Here is a 13,916-nt window from a genome sequence, read left to right as displayed (position 1 = left end):
ACAGTTTTCTAGTTTCTTCTCAGTGCCTCGATGGGGCTGAGTTTGGCTGCTTTTTTTGCCGGGTAGATTCCGAAGAATACACCTACTGCACAGGAGAACAATGTTGCCGCCAGGATAGTTCCCAGACTGATCCCTGGTGTGATGGTGGTTCCCATACTGTTTCCGATCACCGCACAGATCACATGACCCCCTGCGATGCCAAGCACAATGCCGATCAGGCCACCCATGATGGTCAGGATCGCTGCCTCAGCAAGGAACTGAAGCATAATGGAAGAAGTCTTTGCCCCAAGGGATTTACGGATGCCGATCTCCCTAGTACGCTCTGTGACGGACACCAGCATGATATTCATAACACCAATACCGCCTACCAGAAGGGAAATTCCCGCAACAAAAGAAATAAATGCGGTGACCATTCCAAGCATCTGGTTCATGGATTTCATGATATCTTGGAAACTCTGTACCTGGAAATAATCGTCTCCGGCACAATGATGGCGTCTTTCCAGAAGATTTACGATCCGGTCTGCCACCACCTGGGAATCCAGATTTTTGTCTGCCTGAACTGTGATCTGATAGAACTCACCGGTACTTCCTGTAAAATCGTCCATGGCCGTATAAGGCACGTTAATGGACACAGGCATACCGTCATAAGTGTAGCTGACAAAAGTACCGTTCTCCTTCTGCGTGGTAACTCCGCAGATACGAAATGTCTTGGTCAGATCATAACAGGTGACATCCAGTGTCATTCCCACGACATCATCCGTTCCAAAAAGCCGCTTCGCGTCGGCATCTGAGATCACACAGACATTTTTTCCCTCTTCAACCTCTTTCTGTCCGAAGTAACTTCCATACTTCACAGAAGCATTGTCCACCAGTTTGGCGTCCTGCGCCTCACCGGTTACTGTAAGATTAAAATCGCCTTTTCCGGTTACTGTCTCTCCTGTATAGGAATCTGAAACATTAACACCTTCCACACCATCCAGATCCCGGACCGCATCAATATCCTCAGGCTGGATCCAGACATCATCTGCGGTGGCATCATCGCTGCAGTACACCGCAATCTGGCCGCCGCCGATATCATCGATCTCACTGTTCATCTGATTCTTGGTTCCTTCACCGATGGAAACAATGGCGATCACCGATGCAATACCGATAATGATACCCAGCATGGTAAGAAACGATCTTCCCTTATTTGCCATGATGTTGTGGATCGCCATTTTGATGTATTCATAAATATTACTCATTGGCAGTCTCCCCTGTCTCTGCTGCACTGTCACCATCTGCAGGTGCTGCTTCTGCCGTCATTCCCTCTTCCAGAGAACCCAGATCCTCGATGACCTCATCGCCTGCTTTGATTCCATCTGTGATCTCAACAGAATCCTCAGAACTGATTCCTGTAGTGATGTCCGCTCTTGTGATCATGCCGTCTTTCAGTACATAACAGAAAGAGCCATCTTTACCAATATTTACCACTCCTGCCGGAAGTGTTACTACATTTTCAGCCTTTTCCGCATAGATCTTCACCTTTGCGTCAACGCCGAGGAAAATATCTTTATCCGGTTTATCAATACTGACAGTAGCTGCGATCAGAGTAGATCCCTTCTCGTTTGTTGTAGCAATATGGCTGATCTTCGTTACCTTGCCGGTATATTTCTTATCACCGATGGTAATATCCGCAGTCTGGCCTTCTTTTACCTTTGCATAATCATACTTGGATACATTGATGTCCACACTGACTTTATCTGTGTTCTGCAGGGTAAAAAGCTCCATTCCCTGTGTCACTGCTGCTCCCTGCTGCACTGCAGACTTGGAAATAACGCCGTTAAAATCTGCCGTGATACCTTTTTTTCCTTCCGCAACAAGTTCTTTTGCAGATTTGGCATCCAGTTCTGTAAGATTATTGCTGACTCTCAGCTTCTCTTTTTCTTCCTTTGTAAGGCTGGTAGAATCTGCCTCTGCAATGGATTTCTGTGTGGCAAGATCGGACTGAAGATCTGCCAGATCAGAACTTGCCTGATCAATGGCATTCTCAATTCCTGAAGTATCCACAGATGCACCTGTGGAAGCAGCGGATGCACTTCCCTGGTCTGTCAGATCCTGTCCATCGTCCTGTGTTCCGTCTGTAACAAAATCTTCCCCTCCGGCACTGCTGTAATCCGAATATTCCGGCATTTTCGGCTGAGCCGCCTTTTTATCCTCGTAAGCTTCTTTTGCCTCCTGGCAATTGATCTCGGCCTGGCTTCTTGTGTTCTCCGCTTCGTCCAGTGCCTGCGCGTTCTCATCACTCTGGTCTGCCTGCCACTGGGCAAAAGCCATCTGATAATTATTATCTGCCTGGTTATACTCGCCCTGAGCCTTAATATAGGAAGCATTCAGCTCGCCCAGTTCTTTCTGATACTGGGGAAGCGTTTCATTCTGATATGTAGTAAGCGCTGCCGCATATGCTCTCTGGATTTCTGCCTCCTGGGCTGCCTGAGCATCGGCTTTTGCCTGGGCTTCCGCCTGAGCCTGGGCCTGTGCGTCTGCTGCTGCCTGCGCCTGTACAGATGCCAGCTGAGATTTCAGTGATGCCAGATAGTTCTGCTTATCTTTCACCTGCTGTTCCAGACTGGAAACTTTTGATTTGGCGTCATTCTGTTTCTGCTGTGCCTCATCGGATTTATTGATGGAATTTTTGTAATCATACTCTCCGGATTTCACATTCAGTTCTGCCTTCTGATTATCTCTCTCCAGATCTTTCAACTCAAATTCCACAAGTTTTGTGCCCTTTGAGACAGAATCACCTTCTGCAAAAGATACGTTTTTTATCTGCGCGTTTACCGGTGAATAAAAAGTTTTCTGTTCATCACTGACCACCGTTCCAGTTGCATCTACGATTTCTTCCACATCTCCGGTCTCTGCCTTTGTAACTGAAACCTGAGGAAGCTGTGCCTCACCGCGGCTTCCTCCTGCTACTGCGTAAACGCCACCTGCTACAACAGCCACTGCCGCCACACCAATTACAATCTTCTTCCCTTTTTTCATTTCTGTTAAGCCTCCTCGATGAATTCCTCATTAATCATATCTGATTCAATTTTTCCATCCATGATCCGGACCACTCGTTTGGCCTGAGCCGCAATTCCATTATCATGGGTGATCAGAATCAAAGTTTCTCCGGATCTGTGCATTCCCTTCAGAATTTCCATAATTTCCCGGCTGGATGCAGAGTCCAGATTTCCGGTTGGTTCATCCGCCAGAATCACCGGCGGCTTGGCAGCAATGGCTCTTGCAATGGCCACACGCTGCTGCTGTCCTCCTGACATTTCGTTTGGTTTATGATCCATACGCTTCTCAAGTCCGACTTTTTTGAGGGATTCCACAGCAAGTTTTCTTCTTGTTTTCCGGTCAATCCCACGATAGATCAGAGGAAGCTCCACATTTTCTATTGCAGTAAGATTTGCAATCAGGTTAAAACCCTGAAAGATAAAACCGATCTCCTTATTTCGTACCACCGAAAGATCATTATCTTTCATTGTGGATACGTCTGTTCCATTCAGATAATATTTCCCGGAGGTGGGAACATCCAGACAGCCCAGCATGTTCATAAATGTAGATTTTCCGGATCCGGACTGTCCGATGATAGCCACAAATTCACCTTTATGGATCTCCAGGTTCACATGATCCAGCGCCCGCACCTCATTTTCTCCGGGATTGTAGACCTTGCACAGATCCACTACCCGTACCAATGCTTCTTCCATAATTAAAGTACTCCTTCTAAAGTAAACCAGACTCAGGAAAGCCACACTCACTGCTTATTACTTTTCGCAACCCCGCAGGGGACTTACTTGATTTGGTTAAAAAATACAGAGCGAAGTCTGCAAGGGATACTGCTGTTTATGGTCGGAACAATCCGCACCAAAGCAGCAGCAGGCAGACTGCTCTGTCATTTCCGGGAAAACCCCGCTCATTAATCTGTAACGAAAAGATCACCTGAATGTCTTCAGAACTGACACATTTTTATGCATCAAGTAAAAATGCTTTATATGCTTTGTATGCCTCATACACATCCGCCTTGCTGGTAACTTCCCACGGAGCATGCATACTCAGCACAGCCACACCGCTGTCAATGACTTCCATTCCGTAAAGTGCCGCAATATAAGCGATGGTTCCGCCGCCACCAAAATCGACTTTTCCAAGCTCCGCTGTCTGGAAAGCAACATCATGATCATCAAAGATCCTGCGTACTCTTGCCACATACTCTGCGTTGGCATCGTTGGAACCGGATTTTCCTCTTGCTCCGGTGAACTTGTTAAGAACAATGCCGCGTCCCAGATATGCCGCATTCTTTTTCTCAAAAGCCTCTGCATAAGCCGGATCATAACCTGCGCTTACGTCAGAAGAAAGCATGCTGGAATTGCGAAGTGCACGTCTTAAGGCAAGCTCGGAATAGCAACCCATTCCATCCAGAAGCTCTGCCACACTGTTCTCAAAAAATCTGGACTGCATACCGGTGGCACCAACGCTTCCGATCTCTTCCTTATCTACAAGGAGACAGCATCCGGTACGTTTCGGTGTCTCTTTCATCTCCAGCATTGCCGCAAGAGAAGTATAGGCGCATACACGGTCATCCTGTCCATATGCCGCGATCATGCTGCGGTCAAGTCCACAGTCTCTGGCTTTTCCTGCCGGAACGATCTCCAGCTCTGCGGAAAGAAAATCTTCCTCTTCAATACCATATTTTTCATTCAGGATATTCAGAACGTTTTGTTTTACAGCATCTTTTTTCTTATCATCCGGAAGGTCCGCAAGAGGTCTGCTGCCGATCAGGATATCCAGCTTCTCACCCTCAATAACCTCAGCAGCCTTTTTCTGGAGCTGTTTTCCGGAAAGGTGGATCAGAAGATCTGTGATGTAAAGTACCGGATCTTCCTCATCCTCACCAATGCTGACCTCCACAACACTGCCGTCCTTCTTTGCAACAACACCATGCATGGCAAGTGGAAGTGTCACCCACTGATATTTTTTCACACCGCCGTAATAATGGGTATCCAGATAAGCAAGGTCTGTATCCTCATACAGTGGATTCTGCTTCACATCCAGCCTCGGTGAGTCAATATGTGCACAGAGGATACTCATGCCTCTGGAAAGTTCTTCGCATCCTACATGGAACAGGGCAACGATCTTCTTCATTCCTACTGCATAAACCTTGTCACCGGCTTTGATCTTCTCGCCTTTTTCGATCTTGGACTCAAGGGATTCGTATCCGGCAGCTTCTGCTTCCTTCACGATCTCTGTAACGCATTCACGCTCTGTTTTTCCTTTATCCAGAAATTCTCTGTAGGCTTTTGCAAGATTCTCCATTTCTGTCTCTTCTGCTTCCTTGTAGGAGAGCCACGCATTTCTTCTTTCCATCTTCATGTTCCACCTTTCTTTATAACTTCTGACAGATACCGTTTCTCATCATATTATCTGCAATCTGTCTACTATTATAGGTCAAACACTTATGAATTTCCACCGCAATTGACATTCTTTACAAAATCTTTATGATTCGTTATAGTAGTTCTTAAGAATTAGCCCTGTCTGACTTTACCAGGGCAAAGGAGGAATCAACATGCAATCATCTGCTCAGTTAAAAGAGCTTCTTCACAGCATCAACCGCAAAAGTTATCCCGCATACAAGTCCCTGCGGGGTGCATACCAGTTTGACCGTTACATTTTGTCTATTGACCACGTACAGGGAGATCCTTTTGCATCTCCGTCTCATATCAGCGTGAAACTTTCCCACCGTGACACCGGATTTCCGGGAGAATATTACAAGGATTCCCTGACCCGTATCACACTGGGAGATTTCCTGAACCGACAGTTTGAACAGCAGGTAAATCATTATACCTTCCGTGCAAAAGGCTCCGGAAAAAGTGGCCTTATCTCCGTCAGTCACTGTGGTCAGGAAGTTCTTGCGCGTACTGCCTGCGAGATTACGGAAAAAGGCATCACTGCCCGGTTTTTTATCGGTTTCCCGGCCAATGGCAGAACCATCAACTCCCCCGAACTGGAAAAAATCCTCTTCGATTTTCTCCCGGTCTGCGTGCATAAAGCGTTCTTTTACCGGAACCTTGACGCCAGCCGTCTGAAAGAAGCCATCGAACTCGCCGAAGACCAGGAATATATCCGCCAGGAACTTGCGAAGCGTTCCCTGGCTGCTTTTGTAAACGATGGAGCCATCCTTCCCAGGGAAAGCGGCATCTCTTCCCGCCCGATGAAAAATTCCGTTCCTTTTATTTCTCCGGAAAACCTGCGGATTTCCATGGATCTGCCCCGCAGAGGAACCATCACAGGCATGGGCATTCCTTGCGGCATCACATTGATCGTAGGCGGCGGCTACCACGGCAAGTCTACCTTGCTTAACGCACTGGAACTGGGTATTTACAACCATATTTCCGGTGATGGCCGTGAATATGTTATTACCGATTCCTCTGCCCAGAAACTCCGCTCTGAAGATGGCCGTTTTATCAAAGATGTAGATATTTCTCTTTTTATCAACGATCTTCCAAACAAAAAAGACACCCTCTGCTTTTCTACAGAGGATGCCAGCGGCAGCACTTCCCAGGCTGCCGGGATCGTGGAAAGTATGGAAGCCGGAAGTAAAGTTTTTCTTCTTGACGAGGATACTTCTGCCACCAATTTTATGGTGCGGGATTCCTTCATGCAGCGCGTGATCTGCCGGGAAAAAGAGCCCATCACTCCATTTCTGGAACGTGCACGGGATCTCTATGAAAAGGCTGGGATCTCCACCATTCTGGTTGCCGGAAGCTCCGGAGCATTTTTCCACATTGCGGATACTGTGATCCAGATGGATAATTATCATCCTGTAGATATCACAGCAGTTACCAGAAAACTCTGTCAGGAATATCCGCTCTCAGACGTTGAAACACCAGCGTTTTGCCTGCCGGAAAGCCATCGTGTCATGACCAGAGCCAAAGCAGCTCCATCCCGCCACAGCCGCCCGGGCCAGCCGGAAAGACTGAAAACCAAAGTTCACGGCAAAGACGGCTTCTCTATTGGAAAAACGGAAGTGGACCTCCGCTATGTGGAGCAACTGATCGACTCCGAGCAGACAGCTTCTCTGGCATTGCTTCTGAAGTATGCCTGTGAACATCTCATTGACGGAAAACGTACTCTGCCGGAGATCGTCACTTATCTGGATTCCCAGCTGAAAAAACAGGGCCTGGATTTCTTCTCTGAGGGAAGCTATATTCCATGTGGTTATGCCATGCCAAGGATCCAGGAGATCTATTCCTGTTTCAACCGTTACAGAAGACCGTAAATCAAAACCACCGTCCTGTCGGCTCTGTCTTGCCAACGGAACGGTGGTTTATCTTCATACATATTTTAGGGAAAGGAAAGAGTTTTTCTTAAGAGCTTCTGTTCTCTTAAGATGTTTATATCATACAGGATAAATGTGAGAGAAATTTGTACAATTTCTAATAAATTTATAAATTTTATTAACGAAGTCTAACCATTTCCCAAAATAATCCTGTTGACCTTTATTTTCTGTTGTATTCCGGAAAATTCCCGGGATATTACGGCCTTTTCTTTCTCTCTTTAATCATGTCTCTGCTCTTTATTATCATAGGTCTCACAGAATCTGGCAGCAAAGGCCGGTGGCTCCTGATGGGCATACAGATGTGAGATATCCCCAAAAGAACTCATACGGAAGGATGCGATTCCTTTTCTTCTCTCCTCCGTTACGATGGTGCTCACCGATGACGGCGCCGCACAGAAATTCTGCAGCATGACCAGTGGAGAAATGCTGAGAAGATAACTGATCAACACACAGCTTACTCCGAAATGGCAGAAGAACACAAGGGTATCCTCGTTGGCTTTCTCCGCTCTGTAGTAATGTCCCTCACGCACATAACCATGTTCTGCCAGAACTTTATCAAAATTCTGTGTAACCCAGTCATACTCTTCTTTCATTTTTCCTTCTCTCAGGATATCATTATCCCACCAACGGTCAAAACTGTAGAAGTTCTCAATCTTCGTCCAGTCCTGGGGGAGCCAGTCCCAGGGAATGATCTTCTCCCCGTTCATATCCGGTCTTTTGATCTTTACGTCAAATTCTCTGAGCCACTTACATTCTGTGGCTGTTCTTCCGGTTTTCTTCAATGTGCAGGATGCAGTATCCTTTGCTCTTCCAAGTGGTGAGACATAAAAATCCCTGACATCAAGAGCAGCGATCTTCTCGGAAAGGAATTCCGCCTCTTTCCAGCCCTTTTCGGTCAGGGAATCTATTGTGTAATCCGGGTCGCCATGTCGTATAAAAAGTAATTTCATCTTTTGGTATCCTCCATTTTATAACCTGGATTTCCATTATATTCTTATTTTTTCAGTTGTCAATTCCTGATATACTCTGTGACACTGTGAAAGATCCTCTTAAGCCTGATCTGCAGCATCCTCTTTTGCAGATTCCTGCTGTTCTCTCAGCTCATGTACCGCTCTCTTCAGTGCCTGGAAACTCTCTTCACTGATAATGTGCTCAATCCTGCAGGCATCATGAAGTGCTGTCTTTTCCTGTACTCCCAGCATCATCAGCCAGGAAGAGATCAGCTGGTGACGTTCGTATACCTTGTCCGCGATCTTATGCCCTTCTTCTGTCAGACGGATATCTCCGTTGTCTGCTACTGTGATGAGATTTTTCTGGCGAAGATTCTTCATGGCAACGCTGACACTTGGTTTCTTAAAGCCCATTTCTGATGCAATATCCACAGCTCTTACAAGCGAACTCTTATTTCCCAGAATCAGGATCGTCTCCAGATAATCTTCCGATGATTCATTTGATCTCATGCTGTTTACACCTCCCTCGGTTTGTTAAAACTAACCAAGTTAATCATAGCATACTTCCGGAAAATGAGCAATGGTTTTCACAGAAAAAAAGCCTGACAGCCCAAAGCTGCCAGGTCTTTACTGATTCCTGTTTATTTCCGCTGCAACTGCAAGGAAACTCTGGCTGGAACAGATCTTTAACATTCTGAAAATCTCCAGGAACTTTTCTCTCGAATAATCACCTCTGAGCAATTCACTGTATCCCTGCAATTTCGTTTCTGCCAGAATATGTACCAGATCACCATCTGCTTCTTTTCCACATTTTTCCCTGAAATTTTCCTGAAGAAACTGCTCCATTTTGGTGCAGGTATCTTCCCGGAAATTATCATATCTGGTTCCTTCCGCCCCATCTATAAGGATTCTTGCGATATCCCGGTTTTCCCAGATAAATTCCATAAGAATCCTGTCATTTTCTTCTGGCTGCAACTGTTTTTCCTGATTGGAAAAATCCCCGGTAATCTCTTTGAGCTTTTCCACCGTTTCTTCCACGATCTCCTCAAAAAGAGCCGACTTGCTTTCAAAAAAGAAATATAGCGCTCCCGTAGTCACATCTGCTTTTTTGCAGATCGCCCGAAGAGAAGCCTTCAGAAATCCCCTGTCTCTGAATTCTTCCATTCCAGCTTCCAGAAGTCTGCTCCGCACAGCATTTTCTGTTTTTTCCATATTGTACGCACTCCATAATTTTTCCTGTTTTATCCGCATACAGGAAAATTCCGCTTGTTTCTGATCAGCTGTTAATTTTTTAGCAATCTGATCTTACTGGTATTTTACCGTAAATTACCCAAAAAAGAAAGTATTGATATATAAAATATTTAACCGAATCAGGGAAGTATCAGGCCATCATCGGGGAATCTCCACGGTCTGTGACGATCTCATATCCTACCGACTCCACACGTCTGGAAAGACATCCTCTGCACTCTGCCGCTTCCTCTCCCGTACAGATTTTGTTATCATAAAGTTCGTACTGTTTCCGGTTCTTCACAGGAGAAAGATTTGGCATTACCACATTGGCGCCTGACTGGAAACCTTTTTCCCGACCTCTGGGATCCAGGGTTCCAAGTGCTGTGGTCGCCGGAAGAAGTACCTGTGGCAGCATAATCCGGATCACAGACAAAAGGAACAGCGTCAGATCCACACTTCCCGCAGGTTCCTCTGCAAATTTCGTATCATGATGTGGGATAAACGGTCCGATCCCCACCATATGCGGGTTCAGCTCTTTCAGAAAAACAAGATCCTCCGCCAGATGCTCCATGGTCTGTCCCGGGGCCCCTACCATAAAACCTGCTCCGATCTGATATCCAAGATCCTTCAGATCATAAAGACACTGTTTCCGGTTTGTAAGGCTTAAATTCTCCGGATGGAGATAGCGGTAATGTTCCTCATTGGCTGTCTCATGGCGGAGTAAATAACGGTCTGCGCCGGCTTCTTTGAACTTCTGATAACTTTCTTTTGATTTCTCCCCAATGGACAACGTAATGGCACAGTCCGGATATCCCTGTTTGATGGACTGGATGATATCCACCATTCGGTCATCGTTAAACCATGGATCTTCTCCGCCCTGGAGCACAAATGTCCGAAATCCCAACTCATAACCATTCTCACAGCACTTAAGGATTTCTTCCTTTGTAAGACGGTAACGGATGGCATTTTTGTTAGAACGGCGAATTCCGCAGTAATAACAGTCATTTCTGCAATAATTGGTAAATTCGATCAGACCTCTTGTATAGATTTTATTTCCAAAATATTTCTTCTGAATACGGACAGCTTCTTCCCGAAGCAGACGAACCGCATCTACATCCTGATATAACCGCAGAAGTTCCGGATATTCTTCCTTTGTCAGCTGTCCCTCTTTTATAAATTTTTCAACGATCCCCATACTTTATCTGTCCTTCTCTTTTATTTACAGAATTATCTATAGAAAATATTTTATCATAAAAAATCTGAACATTCTATAAAAAGAACTGTTTTTGCGGAGACAATTAAAAACAGATACTGCACAGTATAAGTAACTTGCAATATCTGTTCTTGCGGAATATCCAAATTTTAGATTTTATTTGATCAGATCTTTTACAACTTCGCCGGCAATAATCAGACCCACTACTGATGGCACAAAAGCGTTGCTTCCCGGTACCTGACGGCGCTGGGTACATTTTCTTTTCGTTCCCGGAGGACAGATGCAGTGAGATTTGCAGCTGATCGCCATGTCATCAATGGGAGTCATCGGTTTCTCCTGTGAATAAACAACTTTCAGTTTTTTGATCCCTCGTTTTTTCAGCTCACGACGCATGACCTTTGCCAGCGGGCAGACAGATGTCTTATAAATATCTGTCACCATAAAGCCGGTAGGGTCCATCTTATTTCCGGCGCCCATGGAGCTGATGATTGGTGTTCCTGAAGCTTTTGCCTGCTCTACAAGCATCAGTTTTCCAGTTACCGTGTCAATGGCATCGACCACATAATCATACTGGGAGAAATCAAAGGAATCTGCTGTCTCCGGCACATAAAATGTCTTATGGATATTTACAACTGCATCTGGATTGATTTCAAGGATACGGTCTCTGGCCACATCAACTTTATATTTTCCTACCGTTTTTCTTGTTGCATAAATCTGGCGGTTGATATTGGTAAGGCATACTTTGTCATCATCGATCAGATCCAGGGTTCCCACACCACTTCTCACCAGTGCTTCCACTGTATATCCGCCAACGCCGCCAATTCCGAATACTGCAACTCTGGAATTTTTCAGCTTTTCCATTCCTTCTTTTCCAATTAATAATTCTGTTCTTGAAAACTGATTCAGCATTTTCTGATTTCTCCTTATATTCTTTCCATATATATTTCTGCAGTTAACAGACTGATTTTATCCATGTCTGTCTGATTCGTTTTATAACTGTCAGGATTCTATCATGGGAAAATAACCTTGTCAATATCCCTACCAACACACTAGGAATATTTTCCTATTTCTGCAAACAAATCTTATGACACAAAAAAAGATTCCTGAAAAGGAATCTTACTGATACTGCGGGTAGCCGGACTTGAACCGGCACGGAGTTGCCCCCGAGAGATTTTAAGTCTCTTGTGTCTGCCTATTCCACCATACCCGCATATTCAATTAAATTGTTCAAAAATGGGGCCTATAGGGCTCGAACCTATGACCCTCTGCTTGTAAGGCAGATGCTCTCCCAGCTGAGCTAAGACCCCAAATATGAACGACCCAGAAGAGACTCGAACTCTCGACCTCCGCCGTGACAGGGCGGCGCTCTAACCAACTGAGCCACTGGGCCATGCAAAATATAAAACTTATAAAATGGACCTTCGGGGACTCGAACCCAGGACCGACCGGTTATGAGCCGGTTGCTCTAACCAACTGAGCTAAAGGTCCAAAAAGCCGATGATCGGACTCGAACCGATAACCTGCTGATTACAAATCAGCTGCTCTGCCAATTGAGCCACATCGGCGTATTAACACCAAATGTTGAATCGAGTCAATGAATATCCAATTTAGTTTTAAGTGACTCCAAGGGGATTTGAACCCCTGTTACCGCCGTGAAAGGGCGGTGTCTTAACCGCTTGACCATGGAGCCATATTTCGTATTTGTTTTTCGCTGTTTCGTATTTCCCTCAGCGACGAGTTAAATAATACCATACCTTTTTCATAATTGCAAGCTTTTTTTTGAAAAATTTCAATTTTTTTTACAAAGCTGTAAAACAGGCCGAAAACCCTTATAAAATAAGGCTTTTCGAGGGTTCTCCGTTACTCTTCGAAGCATCATCCTAAAAAATTTTTTCTGTTTTTTTCCAACATTGACATTATTTTTTCCCTGTATATAATTGAAAATACAGCGACTTCTATCATAGTCAGTCGCCGAAAATTCATATGAAAGGATGACACTCAATAATGAAAGTTTTATTACTGAACGGCAGTCCGAGAAAAGAAGGCTGCACTTATACAGCACTTACAGAAATCGCAGAAACCTTAAAGAAGAATGGTGTGGAGGCTGAGATCTTCCAGGCTGGCGACCCTGACCCTGAGAACGTTGCTGCCGCAGCTGCCATTATGAAAGAGGCTGATGCCCTTGTTGTTGGCTCTCCTGTTTACTGGGCTTCTCCTTCCGGCCAGATCATTGAATTTATGGATAAATTCGCTTCCAAAGCCGGAAAAGACATGATCCACAAACCAGCTGCAGCAGTTGCTTCCGCAAGACGTGCCGGTACTACTGCAACTCTGGATGTACTGATCAAATACTTTACCTACCATCAGATGCCAGTTGTATCCGGAAACTACTGGCCAATGGTTCACGGCAACACTCCGGATGACGTCAGAAAAGACGCCGAGGGCCTTCAGATCATGCGTACAGTAGGCAATAATATGGCATGGCTCTTAAAATGCATTGAAGCCGGTAAAAAGGCCGGTATCGAGGCTCCTGAGACAGAGCAGAAGATCATGACAAACTTCATTCGATAAATTGCGATCTCATTTTCCTTTGATTACAACAAGTAAAGCTCCTGTATAAGTACAAAAGTAGCAAATACTGAGCGGAAACTTGTCCAAAAAAGTAACGCCTGTGTATACAAATATTTTTCTGTATACGCAGGCGTTGTTTATATATCTACAATTTCTTTTATAAAATAAAAAAATCCCATAAACTTCACGTTTACAGGCAATAAAAAAGCTCCCCCTGTTGGACTCGAACCAACGACACTGCGGTTAACAGCCGCATGCTCTACCGACTGAGCTAAGGAGGAATACTTAATTTAAGGTTTGTACCTTAAAAACTACATACATGCTTGTTGATGGTTAATCAAACTCTTTGAATCAATTCTTAACCTGCGTTTCTTGGTCAAGCCCTCACCCGATTAGTAACAGTCAGCTCCATGTGTTACCACACTTCCACCTCTGCCCTATCTACCTCGTCGTCTTCAAGGGGGTTTACTTCATAAGAATGGGATATCTCATCTTGAGGGGGGCTTCACGCTTAGATGCCTTCAGCGTTTATCCCTTCCGGACTTGGCTACCCGGCCATGGCTTTGGCAAGCCAACCGGTCCACCAGCGGTC

The 13,916-nt window shown here is 45.2% G+C and carries 11 protein-coding genes, 7 tRNA genes and 1 rRNA gene; 2 read left to right on the top strand and 17 right to left on the bottom strand.

Translation table 11 applies throughout. From position 1 onward, the window contains the following. Window positions 1-8 precede the first annotated feature (8 nt). The 4 genes from KQI39_RS06285 to KQI39_RS06270 all read right to left on the bottom strand — a co-directional run bounded on the left by KQI39_RS06285 (window position 9) and on the right by KQI39_RS06270 (window position 5,388). Window positions 9-1,241 carry an ABC transporter permease gene (locus tag KQI39_RS06285; protein WP_216417255.1) on the bottom strand — a complete coding sequence of 411 codons (1,233 nt, stop codon included), beginning with the start codon at window positions 1,239-1,241 and terminating at the stop codon, window positions 9-11. Further along, window positions 1,234-3,021: an efflux RND transporter periplasmic adaptor subunit gene (locus KQI39_RS06280; protein WP_216417254.1), complete on the bottom strand. Its 1,788-nt coding sequence runs from the start codon at window positions 3,019-3,021 to the stop codon at window positions 1,234-1,236. The genes KQI39_RS06285 and KQI39_RS06280 overlap by 8 nt, the downstream gene beginning before the upstream one ends. A 5-nt stretch (window positions 3,022-3,026) precedes the next feature. Continuing rightward, complete coding sequence (locus KQI39_RS06275) at window positions 3,027-3,734, bottom strand: ABC transporter ATP-binding protein (protein ID WP_148445137.1); 708 nt, start codon at window positions 3,732-3,734, stop codon at window positions 3,027-3,029. Between the two features lie 259 nt (window positions 3,735-3,993). Then, a complete protein-coding gene (locus KQI39_RS06270) occupies window positions 3,994-5,388 on the bottom strand; it encodes an aminopeptidase (protein ID WP_195567699.1) in 1,395 nt (464 codons plus the stop codon). A gap of 199 nt (window positions 5,389-5,587) precedes the next feature. Here KQI39_RS06270 and KQI39_RS06265 point away from each other — a divergent pair, with 199 nt between their 5' ends. Continuing rightward, window positions 5,588-7,300: an ABC-ATPase domain-containing protein gene (locus tag KQI39_RS06265; protein WP_216417252.1), complete on the top strand. Its 1,713-nt coding sequence runs from the start codon at window positions 5,588-5,590 to the stop codon at window positions 7,298-7,300. A 278-nt stretch (window positions 7,301-7,578) separates the two neighbouring features. Here the strand turns inward: KQI39_RS06265 and KQI39_RS06260 are convergent, their stop codons facing one another. From KQI39_RS06260 to KQI39_RS06210, 11 genes are all read right to left on the bottom strand, one after another. Continuing rightward, the gene (locus tag KQI39_RS06260) at window positions 7,579-8,310 is read right to left on the bottom strand and encodes a histidine phosphatase family protein (protein WP_148445140.1); all 732 of its coding nucleotides are present in this window, start codon (window positions 8,308-8,310) and stop codon (window positions 7,579-7,581) included. A 99-nt stretch (window positions 8,311-8,409) separates the two neighbouring features. Then, the gene (locus KQI39_RS06255; RefSeq protein WP_148445141.1) at window positions 8,410-8,820 is read right to left on the bottom strand and encodes a metal-dependent transcriptional regulator; all 411 of its coding nucleotides are present in this window, start codon (window positions 8,818-8,820) and stop codon (window positions 8,410-8,412) included. Window positions 8,821-8,937: 117 nt separating this feature from the next. After that, a complete protein-coding gene (locus KQI39_RS06250; protein ID WP_195567697.1) occupies window positions 8,938-9,522 on the bottom strand; it encodes a TetR/AcrR family transcriptional regulator in 585 nt (194 codons plus the stop codon). A gap of 169 nt (window positions 9,523-9,691) precedes the next feature. Continuing rightward, complete coding sequence (gene hydE, locus KQI39_RS06245; protein WP_216417250.1) at window positions 9,692-10,735, bottom strand: [FeFe] hydrogenase H-cluster radical SAM maturase HydE; 1,044 nt, start codon at window positions 10,733-10,735, stop codon at window positions 9,692-9,694. A gap of 174 nt (window positions 10,736-10,909) precedes the next feature. Continuing rightward, window positions 10,910-11,662, bottom strand: a complete 753-nt coding sequence (locus KQI39_RS06240) for a tRNA threonylcarbamoyladenosine dehydratase (protein WP_118062057.1) — start codon at window positions 11,660-11,662, stop codon at window positions 10,910-10,912. A 217-nt stretch (window positions 11,663-11,879) separates the two neighbouring features. Next, a tRNA-Leu gene (locus KQI39_RS06235) sits at window positions 11,880-11,963 on the bottom strand. Window positions 11,964-11,987: 24 nt separating this feature from the next. Further along, window positions 11,988-12,060, bottom strand: a tRNA-Val gene (locus KQI39_RS06230). A 9-nt stretch (window positions 12,061-12,069) separates the two neighbouring features. Further along, a tRNA-Asp gene (locus KQI39_RS06225) sits at window positions 12,070-12,143 on the bottom strand. 24 nt (window positions 12,144-12,167) lie between these two features. Then, window positions 12,168-12,241 (bottom strand) — tRNA-Ile (locus KQI39_RS06220). A 4-nt stretch (window positions 12,242-12,245) separates the two neighbouring features. Continuing rightward, window positions 12,246-12,318: transfer RNA gene (locus KQI39_RS06215), tRNA-Thr, on the bottom strand. A 53-nt stretch (window positions 12,319-12,371) separates the two neighbouring features. Beyond that, a tRNA-Glu gene (locus tag KQI39_RS06210) sits at window positions 12,372-12,443 on the bottom strand. 314 nt (window positions 12,444-12,757) lie between these two features. On the opposite strand from KQI39_RS06210, the gene KQI39_RS06205 reads away from it, so the two are divergent. Next, complete coding sequence (locus KQI39_RS06205) at window positions 12,758-13,324, top strand: flavodoxin family protein (protein ID WP_216417248.1); 567 nt, start codon at window positions 12,758-12,760, stop codon at window positions 13,322-13,324. Between the two features lie 208 nt (window positions 13,325-13,532). On the opposite strand, the gene KQI39_RS06200 is transcribed toward KQI39_RS06205, so the two are convergent. Beyond that, window positions 13,533-13,605: transfer RNA gene (locus KQI39_RS06200), tRNA-Asn, on the bottom strand. A 91-nt stretch (window positions 13,606-13,696) separates the two neighbouring features. Continuing rightward, window positions 13,697-13,916: ribosomal RNA gene (locus KQI39_RS06195) — 23S ribosomal RNA — on the bottom strand; the annotation flags it as partial.

Source organism: Blautia sp. MSJ-36, assembly GCF_018917985.1.
Classification (GTDB): domain Bacteria; phylum Bacillota; class Clostridia; order Lachnospirales; family Lachnospiraceae; genus Blautia_A.
The sequence above is the reverse complement of the archived record's forward strand: the minus strand, read 5'-3'. Positions and strand labels throughout refer to the sequence as shown.

Coding starts and splice junctions, on each gene's coding strand:
- KQI39_RS06285 (WP_216417255.1), bottom strand. CDS start 1,241: ATGAGTAATATTTATGAATACATCAAAATGGCGATCCACAACATCATG.
- KQI39_RS06275 (WP_148445137.1), bottom strand. CDS start 3,734: ATGGAAGAAGCATTGGTACGGGTAGTGGATCTGTGCAAGGTCTACAAT.
- KQI39_RS06205 (WP_216417248.1), top strand. CDS start 12,758: ATGAAAGTTTTATTACTGAACGGCAGTCCGAGAAAAGAAGGCTGCACT.
- KQI39_RS06250 (WP_195567697.1), bottom strand. CDS start 9,522: ATGGAAAAAACAGAAAATGCTGTGCGGAGCAGACTTCTGGAAGCTGGA.
- KQI39_RS06255 (WP_148445141.1), bottom strand. CDS start 8,820: ATGAGATCAAATGAATCATCGGAAGATTATCTGGAGACGATCCTGATT.
- KQI39_RS06260 (WP_148445140.1), bottom strand. CDS start 8,310: ATGAAATTACTTTTTATACGACATGGCGACCCGGATTACACAATAGAT.
- KQI39_RS06265 (WP_216417252.1), top strand. CDS start 5,588: ATGCAATCATCTGCTCAGTTAAAAGAGCTTCTTCACAGCATCAACCGC.
- KQI39_RS06240 (WP_118062057.1), bottom strand. CDS start 11,662: ATGCTGAATCAGTTTTCAAGAACAGAATTATTAATTGGAAAAGAAGGA.
- KQI39_RS06280 (WP_216417254.1), bottom strand. CDS start 3,021: ATGAAAAAAGGGAAGAAGATTGTAATTGGTGTGGCGGCAGTGGCTGTT.
- hydE (WP_216417250.1), bottom strand. CDS start 10,735: ATGGGGATCGTTGAAAAATTTATAAAAGAGGGACAGCTGACAAAGGAA.
- KQI39_RS06270 (WP_195567699.1), bottom strand. CDS start 5,388: ATGGAAAGAAGAAATGCGTGGCTCTCCTACAAGGAAGCAGAAGAGACA.